The organism is Parafrankia soli, assembly GCF_001854695.1.
In the GTDB taxonomy this organism is placed as follows: Bacteria; Actinomycetota; Actinomycetes; order Frankiales; family Frankiaceae; genus Parafrankia; species Parafrankia soli.
The window spans coordinates 1-2,315 of record NZ_MAXA01000126.1 but is presented as its reverse complement, the minus strand read 5'-3'; the positions used below and the strand labels follow the sequence as shown (position 1 = coordinate 2,315).

Annotated in this window: 6 protein-coding genes; all 6 read right to left on the bottom strand. The window is 70.7% G+C overall.

Features of this window, described 5'->3' with window-relative positions; genetic code table 11:
- Window positions 1-61: 61 nt before the first annotated feature.
- Window positions 62-325 carry a hypothetical protein gene (locus BBK14_RS12625; RefSeq protein ID WP_071062209.1) on the bottom strand — a complete coding sequence of 88 codons (264 nt, stop codon included), beginning with the start codon at window positions 323-325 and terminating at the stop codon, window positions 62-64.
- Window positions 322-540, bottom strand: a complete 219-nt coding sequence (locus tag BBK14_RS12620) for a hypothetical protein (RefSeq protein ID WP_071062206.1) — start codon at window positions 538-540, stop codon at window positions 322-324. Before BBK14_RS12620 ends, BBK14_RS12625 begins: the two co-directional genes overlap by 4 nt.
- Window positions 537-746: a hypothetical protein gene (locus BBK14_RS12615; RefSeq protein ID WP_071062204.1), complete on the bottom strand. Its 210-nt coding sequence runs from the start codon at window positions 744-746 to the stop codon at window positions 537-539. The genes BBK14_RS12620 and BBK14_RS12615 overlap by 4 nt, the downstream gene beginning before the upstream one ends.
- 23 nt (window positions 747-769) lie before the next feature.
- Window positions 770-1,084 carry a hypothetical protein gene (locus BBK14_RS12610; protein WP_071062201.1) on the bottom strand — a complete coding sequence of 105 codons (315 nt, stop codon included), beginning with the start codon at window positions 1,082-1,084 and terminating at the stop codon, window positions 770-772.
- 11 nt (window positions 1,085-1,095) lie between these two features.
- Complete coding sequence (locus BBK14_RS12605) at window positions 1,096-1,386, bottom strand: hypothetical protein (protein WP_071062199.1); 291 nt, start codon at window positions 1,384-1,386, stop codon at window positions 1,096-1,098.
- Between the two features lie 418 nt (window positions 1,387-1,804).
- Window positions 1,805-2,315: hypothetical protein (locus tag BBK14_RS38180; RefSeq protein WP_198541252.1), on the bottom strand; the 511-nt coding region annotated here is incomplete at its 5' end.

Genomic DNA, 2,315 nt, shown 5'->3' with positions numbered 1-2,315 from the left:
GCGGCACGAAGGGTTGAGCGGCGGCAGGCGCCGCACCAGACGCCGCCCTCGTCGATGGCGCTCACTGGGTGCCACCCGCAGTCCGGTCGAGCCGGCGGTAGTCCTTGAACGTCTTCCACCCGGTCTCGCCGCGGTCGTCGACTAGGACGCCGCAGCAGGGCGCCTTCCACATCGAGCAGTCCGTGTACCGCGCGGTCACCTCGACCGTTCCGAGGTCGTAGACGCCGTTGCAGTGGGCGCACTGGGCGGGCTGGTGCATGCCGGCGGTGTCGGGGATGACGTGCCAGTCGCCGTACATGTCGATCTCGACCTCGAAGCGCCTCACGCGGCACCGCCATCCGGCCAGAACAGTTCGACGGGCGAATGTCCGGTGCTGCCACCAGGAACGACCCGCTGAAACACGTCCGAGGTGACCCGGATCGTGGGGCCGTCGACCGCGACGACGCGGACGGGTGCCGGTTCGCGGTCCGCGCCGCAGTTGAGGAGAAGCGGCTGGTCGGCGGCGAGCCGGGGCAGGTCGGTGTGGGTGAGTCGCGTCATCGGGCCATCGCCTCAACGACATTCCGGCCGCCCAGCGCCTTGCACGCGGGGCAGTAGTCCGAGCAGTCCGCGCCGGGTGTACCGGTGCCGTTCCGACCGAAGCGCAGGTCGTGGGAGCGGGACGCCAGCGTGACGAGCCGTTCGATCAGCTCGTCGGAGCCCGCATAGAGAAGGTTCGAGGGGACGGTGAGCAGTTCGTGGGACATGAGGCCTCGGTTCCTCGGTGAAGTCAGAGCGCGGCGAGCTGGTCGGTGCCGGAGGCCGTCAGGACCCAGGTCTGGTCGCGAGGATCGGTCGACCAGTCGGGCCGGAAGATGAACCTGGCGTTCAGCGCATCGCGGGCGGCGGCCTGATCGACCGGACGGCCTGAGGTGTCGATGTAGCGGCCGTGCTTGTTTCGGCGGAGGTCGCCGCAGTCGGCGGCCTGCAGGACGGTCGTGAGGTCGGGGTGGAACGGCTGGCGGACTCGCCCGGCGGGTCGCATGCGGCGGGGACGGCGGCGCGGGCGCATCGGCTCCTGGGTGGGCGTGAGGTCGTTGACCATGGCGGGCTCCTTCAGGCCGCGACGGGAATAGCGGGTGTAGTGGCGGTGAGCTGCTTGCGGATGGCGCCCGCGGCGTCTTCGATCTCGCGGCACCGGTCGTCGGAGTCGACGTAGACCAGCTCCGCGATGGCCTCGTCGAGCAGCCCGAGCAGGTCGGCAGTGGTGGGCATCCGAATCAGCTCGACGGTGCGGGCGTAGCCGATGAGCGCGTCCCGGCCGTCGAGTACGTCGTCGAGGAGCCGCCCGTTGGCGTGCTCTCCCCAGCCCGGCGGCTCATGGGTCTCGTCCCAGCGATCAGACACCGCCCCACCTCCACAATCTAGCGCTTCAAAAGCAGTCTACGTCAGTAGAACGCTAGAAAGCGATAGAAGGATGGATCGTGGTTCACGCAGCCGAGCGCAGCTGTGGCACGGAGGGTCAGGCGGTTGAGGCGGCCGCGCGCGGTGGGCGCTCAGGATCGTCGGCGCGCAGACCTCGAGCCAGCAGGTAGCGGTACACCCCGGTCCGGGTTCAGGGGTCCGCCGCCGCGGGTCGGCCCACGGCGTCCCCCGCGGCGGGCGACCTCTCCATCCGCGGCCTGCCTACGCAGCATCTACCAGCTCGTGGACTGGGCCATCGCCAGCACCGCGGCACTGAACCACCCCGGTGGTCAGCCGATGCGACGACCATGCGGGCGTCCATGCCGGGTCCTGCGACTCCTCGGCACCGCCGGCGTGCCGCCTACTGCGCCCGCCGCTCCTGCCACTCGTGCAGCATGTGCCCCAAGGCCGCGCCCAGGCGCCCTCGCTCCTCGGGGGACATCTCAGGCCCGGCGGCCGTGACCTGTCCGGCGATCGAGTACCACTCGTCCAGGGTCAGTGCGCCTGGTGGAGCATCGAAGCGGATGACGACGCTGGAGGCGTCGCCCTCCAGCGGGATCGGCGGCACACCTTCCAGGGCCAGTCGGGCCGCTGAACCCGAGGTCCACTCCAGGGCCTGGTCCACATCGCGTAGCGCCTGGACCGCCGCAGGGGAGAGACCAGTGCCGTTCAGGGCGTCGAACAGGGCGTCCGCGTCCAGGGCATCAGGCAGGCGGCCCTCGGTGAGAATGCTCCACACGTACTCGGGGATCACCGCTGCGGGTTCCCACCCGCGGTGCGCGCACCGGTCCTCGACCGCGCGCCGCAGCCGCGCCGGTAGTTCCTCCAGCGGGATCGGGTCGTTGCCGTCCAGCGCAACCCGCCGGGCCGAA